Genomic DNA, 7,420 nt, shown 5'->3' on the forward strand with positions numbered 1-7,420 from the left:
AGATATTAAATATTTTTTTAAATTTTATTGAGTAAAAATTAAAATCATAATAAAAAAGACTGACATTTATAGGTTTTTTTTTGGGATACAATTGCTATATTTGTTACAAAGAAATACCAAGGTAAAATAATTAAAATTTAGTTAAAAATTATATACAATGACAGTTGTTGAAAAAATAGCATTACTAAAAGCCAAACGTGAAGCAGTAGCTGAAATGGGAGGTGAAGCCAGAATAGCAAAACAACACGAAAAAGGTAAATTATCTGCACGTGAACGTTTAAATGTTTTGTTTGATGAAGATACTTTTCATGAAATAGACGCATTTGCAAAACATAGATCTACTAATTTTGGAATGCAAAAAGTAGCCATTGAATCTGATGGTGTCATTGTTGGGTATGGATTGGTAAATGGAAGATCTGTTTTTGCATATTCACAAGATTTTACATCAAGAGGTGGTTCTTTAGGTCAAATGCATGCTGCTAAAATCTGTAAAGTAATGGATTTAGCTTTAAAAGCAGGAGCACCAATAGTTGGATTAAATGATTCAGGGGGAGCAAGAGTTGAAGAAGGTGTTGATGCTTTAAAAGGATATGGAGACATTTTCTTTAGAAATTCAAGAGCTTCAGGTGTAATTCCTCAAATTTCTGCAATTATGGGCCCTTGTGCTGGTGGTGCAGTTTATTCTCCAGCTATTACTGATTTTGTTTTTATGGTTAAAAAAACAAGTCATATGTTTATTACAAGTCCATATGTAATTAAAACGGTTACAGGAGAAGAAACAACTTTTGAAGAATTAGGAGGCGCAATGGTTCACAGTTCAAAAAGTGGAAATTCTCATTTTGCTTGTGATAATGATACTGATTGTATAGAACAAATTAGAGATTTAATTGATTATTTACCAAACAATAATATGGAGTCTGCTCCAGCATTAGATATGGGGGATGATCCAAGAAGATCTTGTGATATGTTAGATACATTTATACCAGATGATTCTAAAGTTCCTTATGATATGAAAACTATTATAGAGGAAGTATTAGATGGGGGAGAATTTTATGAAGTTCATGAATATTTTGCAGAAAATGCGATTGTTGGTTTTGGTAGATTAAATAACAGATCAGTAGGTATTGTTGCAAACCAACCAATGTTTTTAGCTGGTTGTTTAGATATTGATGCTTCAGATAAAGTTGCTAGATTTATTAGAACTTGTGACGCGTTTAATATTCCATTAATCACGTTTGTTGATGTACCAGGATACTTGCCAGGTGTAAATCAAGAATTAAACGGTATTATTAGACACGGAGCAAAATTATTATATGCATATTCTGAAGCTACAGTTCCTAAATTTACTGTAGTATGTAGAAAGAACTATGGTGGTGCATATATTGCAATGAGTTCAAGTCATTTAGGTGCTGATATGGTATTTGCTTGGCCAACTTCTGAAATTGCAGTAATGGGAGCTAAAGGAGCTGTTGAAGTAATTTCAACCTATAGAAAAGATATTAGTGAAGCAGAAGATAAAGTAGCAAAAACTAAAGAGAAGATCGACGAGTACGAAGAAGCTTTCAGTGTACCTTATTTAGCAGCTGAAAGAGGATATATTGATGAAGTAATTTTGCCAAGTGAAACTAGAGAAAGACTTGTAATGGCTTTAGAAACATTGTCTTCTAAGTCAGAAGCATTGCCTCCTAAAAAACACGGAAACATTCCACTATAATTTATTATTATGACACTAACACAAAAAAAGAGAAGAGCAGCAGTAATAGCAGTAAGTTGTTACACTCAATTGGAAACCAACCCAGATAAAGCACCTAATGATGCTTGGGGAAAAATGGGAATCAGTAGAATTATTAGTGGTAGACAAATGCTACAAAGTAAAGTGAAAACACCAGGAGTTAAACCTTTTCTTTAAAAATTATTAAAACATAAAAATGATGAATTTCGATAAACACGGAGTATTAGAAATGGCCAAATTAGAATATGGTGAAAACCGTATTAAAGCCGCTAATCCAATAAAAATTAATGATGTAAGTTTGCGTGATGGACACCAATCTTTATTTGCTACACGTGGTCGTACAGAAGATATGTTGCCAGTAGCTGAAATGATTGATAACGCTGGCTATAATGCAGTGGAAACTTGGGGTGGAGCTACGTTTGATACTATGCACCGTTTCTTAGGAGAAGATCCTTGGGAAAGACTAAGAACATTGAAAAAAGTAATGCCAAAAACACCATTCTCAATGTTGTTACGTGGTCAGAATGTTGTTGGTTACCGTAACTATGCTGATGATGTTGTTCAAGCATTTGTTCAGCGGTCAATAGATAACGGGATGGATATATTTCGCTGTTTCGATGCTTTGAATGATTACCGTAATTTTGAAACTGCAGCTAAAGTAATTAAAGACAATGATAAGCATTTTCAAGGAGTTGTTTGTTATACCTTAAACCAACCTCGTTTAGGTGGTGATGTGTATAATATGGAATACTATTTGAACAAGGTAAAAGAACTTGTTGCTTTTGGGGTAGATTCTATTTGTATAAAAGATATGGCTGGTTTAATTGCTCCATATGATATTTATAACATGGTTCGTGAAATTAAAAAAATTACGAATGTTCCTTTAAACTTGCATACACACTTTACCTCAGGAATGGGTGATTTGGCTATATTTAAAGCTATAGAAGCTGGTATTGACATTGTTGATACTTGTATTGGCCCATATGCTTACCGTACTTCTCATGCAGCTGTTGAACCATTAATTATGTCATTGTTAGGAACTAACCGTGATTCAGGTATGGATATCAATAAAATAACTGCTATTTCTGATGAAATGGAGAAATATATTCCTAAGTATAAGCATTTAGATAACAATCCTAAGTATGCTACTACTGATATTAATGTATTGCTTCACCAAACTCCAGGAGGTATGCTTTCTAACTTGGTTAATCAGTTAAAAGCAATGGATGCTTTGGATAAATTGGAAGATGTATTCCGTATGTTACCAAAAGTACGTAAAGATTTAGGTAATATTCCATTGGTAACGCCTACATCACAAATTGTTGGTGTGCAAACAGTAAACAATGTATTGTTTGATTCTTATGAAGGTGAATATGCTAAAATTACAGAAGAAGTAAAAGATCTTTGTTATGGATTATACGGTAAAACAACTGAACCTATCAATCCTGAAGTTCAGAAAAAAGCATTGAAAGATTATCCACGTGGAGAAACTCCTATTACAGCTCGTCCTGGTTCAATCTTAGAGCCTGAAATGGACAATGTAAAAGCAAAATTCAAAGGTCTTACCCAAGATGTTGATGATGAAGTATTGTGTGCATTGTATCCTGTTACAGGTAAAAGATTCTTGAAATGGAAATATGGTCAAGAAGAAGTGCCAGCTGATGTGAAAGCTAAAACAATGGAACAAGTAGAGAAAGAAGAAATATTAATTGCTAAAGCTTTAGCAGGTGAATTAACTTCTGGTAAAAATTCAGGAGGCTCATCGCATGAAATGGAAGTTATTGTTGACGGTGAAAAATTCAATGTGACAATTCCAAATGGAATGTCAGGAGGAAGAATGGCAGCCCCAAGAAGAGACAAAAAGAAGAAAGAGAAGGAAGTTGTAAATGATGGTGCTGTTTTGGCTCCAATTCCTGGAATGATAGTTGAATTCAAGAAAAAAAATGGAGATACTGTTAAAGCTGGTGAAACAATTGTAGTTCTGGAAGCAATGAAAATGATGAATAATTTAGAAGCTAATAAAGATGGTGTTATTAGTGGAATTAAATATGATTCTGGAGATTCAGTTTCAAAAGGAGATGTTCTCTTTTTAATTGAATAAACGGAATTAAATAATATTTTGAATTGGTGAAACTAAGGTGCTTGAAATTAAAAATTCAAGTGCCTTTTTTTTATGCCTAATAAAAATATTATTATTGGTTATTTATTTTCATTATAAATAGTTAATTACCTGTTAATAATTGAATTATTGAAATAAGACTATCTGGTACTTATTGTAGTATTTTTGTTTCTAAATTTTTCAATAAACAATTAACAAACCAACACAATGAAAAAACAAATCACCCTTTTTGCAATTTTGGTAACAGTTGCTGTTACTGCACAAAACTTTCAATTACACAGAGATCTTGAAAGAGGTCATTTTACAACAACATTTGAAATGTTTAAAATGGATAAATATGGTAATACATTCACATTTATTGATTTTGATTACAACGCTTCAGTAGGTACAAGCTTTGCATATTATGAAATAGCTCGTGTATTAAAAACAGAAAAAATGCCTATTGGTGCTCACATTGAATACAATGGAGGGCATGGAAATAATTTTAGTTTGAATGAAGCATGGATTTTTGGTGCTAACTACAGCAAAGGAAATGCTAAAATGGGATTTTCAACGTATGCAGGTTATAAAGCTTTTACAGGTGCTAATGAAGGAAACTTTCAAATTACTGGAACTTGGTATTGGAATATAGTTGCAGATAAATTAACATTTTCTGGATTTGCAGATTATTGGACCCAAAAAGGATTGTTCTTTGATGGTAATGTATTTTTAGCAGAACCTCAATTGTGGTATCATTTAAACAAAAGTTTTTCAGTTGGTGGAGAACTTGAAATATCTTCAAATTTCGGAGTAAATAGTGACGCTATTAAAGGAAGACCAACTTTAGCTGTTAAATGGAATATTTAAAATGAAAAATATGTTAGATAAGTATTTTAAAATTACAGAAAATAAATCGACACTTAAAACTGAGGTTATTGCAGGTATTACAACATTTATGACAATGGTGTATATTTTGGCAGTAAACCCAAGTATTTTAAGTGCGGCAGGAATGGATAAAGATGCCGTATTTACAGCAACTGCTTTATCAGCTATAATTGCAACTTTGGTTATGGCATTATACGCTAAATTACCTTTTGCATTGGCTCCAGGTATGGGATTAAATGCTTTTTTTGCTTTTACAGTTGTGTTAGGAATGGGGTATTCTTGGGAATTTGCATTAACAGCAGTTTTTTTAGAAGGTATTATATTTATAATATTAACAGCTTTTAATATTCGAGAGCTTATTGTAAACTCTATTCCAATAAATTTAAAACATGCTGTATCTGTTGGTATTGGTCTGTTTATTGCTTTTATTGGTTTAAAAGGAACAGGTTTAATAGTTGACAATCCAGCAACTTTAGTAAGTTTGGGAAGCATGAAAAACCCAGAAGTATTGGTTGGTATGGCCGGTGTTTTAATTATTGGGGTGTTACTAACCAAAAAAGTTAAAGGAGCAATCTTAATTGGTATTTTGGTTTCAACAATTATTGGTTTAATAGTTGGTGTTACTGTTGTTCCAGAAAATTTTAGTTTTGTAAGTTTACCTCCATCATTAGAACCAGTATTTTTTAAATTTGACTTTTCTCAGATATTTACTTTAGATATGTTGATTGTATTATTTACATTTTTATTTGTTGATATGTTTGATACTGTTGGAACTTTAGTTGGAGTGTCTTCAAAAGCTGGGATGTTGGATAAAGACGGAAAAGTTCCTCGCGTAAAACAAGCACTATTTGCAGATGCAATTGGTACTTTTGTAGGTGCAATTCTTGGAACTTCAACGGTTACAACCTATGTTGAAAGTGCTGCAGGTGTTGCAGAAGGAGGGAAAACAGGAATGACAGCATTAACAGTTGCAGGTATGTTTGCTTTGGCCTTATTTTTTGCTCCAGTTTTTATGATAATTCCTGCAGCTGCTACAGCCCCGGCATTAATTATTGTTGGATTATTCATGATTTCTCCGATTATGAAAATTGATTTGGATGATTTTACTGAATCTATTCCAGCGTTTTTCACAATTATAATGATGCCACTAACGTATAGTATTGCAGAAGGAATTGTTTTTGGGATGTTATCATACGTTTTATTAAAATTATTGACAGGAAAATACAAAGAGATAAAACCAATAATGGTGATAATAGCGATATTATTTATTATTAAGTTTTACGTATAAATTGAATATTATTAAATAAAAAAACCTTCTTGAATTTATCAAGAAGGTTTTTTTATTTAATGTTAACTCTTATTTCTTTATGAAAATTAGTTGCTTAATTCCTTTTGTTTTGGTAACAATAAATTTAATAGTACACCAACAACTGAAGCTAAACCAATACCAGCTAACGAAAAATTTCCGTAACTAATTTGAGCTCCTCCAATACCAATAGTCAAAATAATTGAAACAATTACTTGATTTCTTGTTATTGAAAAGTCTGTTTTAGCATCAATTAAAGTTTTAATACCAATACTGGCTATCATTCCGAAAAGTAATAACATAATTCCACCTAATACAGAAGCTGGAATCGTTTTTAAAATAGCACTAATTTTACCAACTAATGAAAATACAATTGCAGTAACTGCAGCTATTCTCAAAATTCTAGGGTCAGTAATTTTTGTTAAAGCTACAGCACCTGTTACTTCAGAATAAGTAGTATTTGGTGGTCCACCAAAAAAACCAGCAAAAACGGTAGCAATACCATCACCTAAAATTGTTCTATGCAGTCCAGGATCTTTTACAAACTTTTTATCAGCAACACCACTTATAGCATACATATCTCCAATATGCTCTATAATAGGGGCAATTGCTACAGGAATCATATATAAAATAGCTCCCCAGTTAAATTCTGGTGTTGTAAATTTTGGCAATGCAAACCAAGCAGCTTCGCTCACTGAAGAGAAATCTACCAATCCAGATACAATTGAAATAATGTATCCAACAATAATTCCAATAAAAATTGGAATTAGTTTTATTAAGCCCTTTGTAAAAGTAACAATAATTATAGCTGTTGCTAAAACAGTTACAGCTATTGGCCAATTAGTTTTTGCCATATCAACTCCAACAGTAGCAAGGGAAAGCCCAATAATCATAATTACAGGACCTACTACCACAGCAGGGAATATTTTTTCGATAACTCTCAATCCCCATAATTTTATAATAGCAGACACAATCCCATATACTATACCCACGGCAATAATTCCTCCTAATGTACCTGGGTAGCCATAAATTTTGGTAGCTGCAATAATTGGTGCAATAAAAGCAAAGCTACTGCCTAAAAAAACAGGTACTTTTCCTTTGGTTATAAAATGAAAAATTAAGGTACCAAAACCAGCAGTAAATAACGCAACTGCAGGGTCAATATCTATTAAAAGAGGTACTAATACAGTCGCTCCAAAAGCAACAAATAAAAATTGTACACCAATAATAATACGTTTTATTGGATTTGAGGTGTCGGTAAAAGTTTGATTTTGTGTAGGTTTCATTGGTTAGTTTTTTTTTAAATCGAGCTAATTTAACAATAAAAACAAAACAATCTTAAATGAAAGACTTAAGATTGTTTTATATATTAAAATTTAGAATGATTCTATGAAACCTA

At 32.1% G+C, this 7,420-nt stretch carries 6 protein-coding genes; 5 read left to right on the forward strand and 1 reads right to left on the reverse strand.

Annotated elements, in window-relative coordinates:
• Positions 1 to 157: 157 nt before the first annotated feature.
• The 5 genes from Q0352_RS08980 (at position 158) to Q0352_RS09000 (ending at position 6,003) form a co-directional block, all read left to right on the forward strand.
• Positions 158 to 1,714, forward strand: coding sequence for an acyl-CoA carboxylase subunit beta (locus tag Q0352_RS08980; protein WP_299526840.1), 1,557 nt, complete (start codon positions 158 to 160; stop codon positions 1,712 to 1,714).
• A gap of 9 nt (positions 1,715 to 1,723) precedes the next feature.
• Positions 1,724 to 1,909, forward strand: coding sequence for a hypothetical protein (locus Q0352_RS08985; RefSeq protein ID WP_299526842.1), 186 nt, complete (start codon positions 1,724 to 1,726; stop codon positions 1,907 to 1,909).
• A gap of 19 nt (positions 1,910 to 1,928) precedes the next feature.
• Positions 1,929 to 3,833 carry a pyruvate carboxylase subunit B gene (locus tag Q0352_RS08990; protein WP_299526844.1) on the forward strand — a complete coding sequence of 635 codons (1,905 nt, stop codon included), beginning with the start codon at positions 1,929 to 1,931 and terminating at the stop codon, positions 3,831 to 3,833.
• Between the two features lie 225 nt (positions 3,834 to 4,058).
• Positions 4,059 to 4,697, forward strand: coding sequence for a DUF5020 family protein (locus Q0352_RS08995; RefSeq protein ID WP_299526846.1), 639 nt, complete (start codon positions 4,059 to 4,061; stop codon positions 4,695 to 4,697).
• Between the two features lies 1 nt (position 4,698).
• Positions 4,699 to 6,003, forward strand: coding sequence for an NCS2 family permease (locus Q0352_RS09000; protein WP_299526848.1), 1,305 nt, complete (start codon positions 4,699 to 4,701; stop codon positions 6,001 to 6,003).
• An 86-nt stretch (positions 6,004 to 6,089) separates the two neighbouring features.
• Here the strand turns inward: Q0352_RS09000 and Q0352_RS09005 are convergent, their stop codons facing one another.
• Positions 6,090 to 7,307, reverse strand: a complete 1,218-nt coding sequence (locus Q0352_RS09005; protein ID WP_299526850.1) for a solute carrier family 23 protein — start codon at positions 7,305 to 7,307, stop codon at positions 6,090 to 6,092.
• Between the last annotated feature and the right edge of the window lie 113 nt (positions 7,308 to 7,420).

Source organism: uncultured Lutibacter sp. (assembly GCF_937891065.1).
In the GTDB taxonomy this organism is placed as follows: domain Bacteria; phylum Bacteroidota; class Bacteroidia; order Flavobacteriales; family Flavobacteriaceae; genus Lutibacter.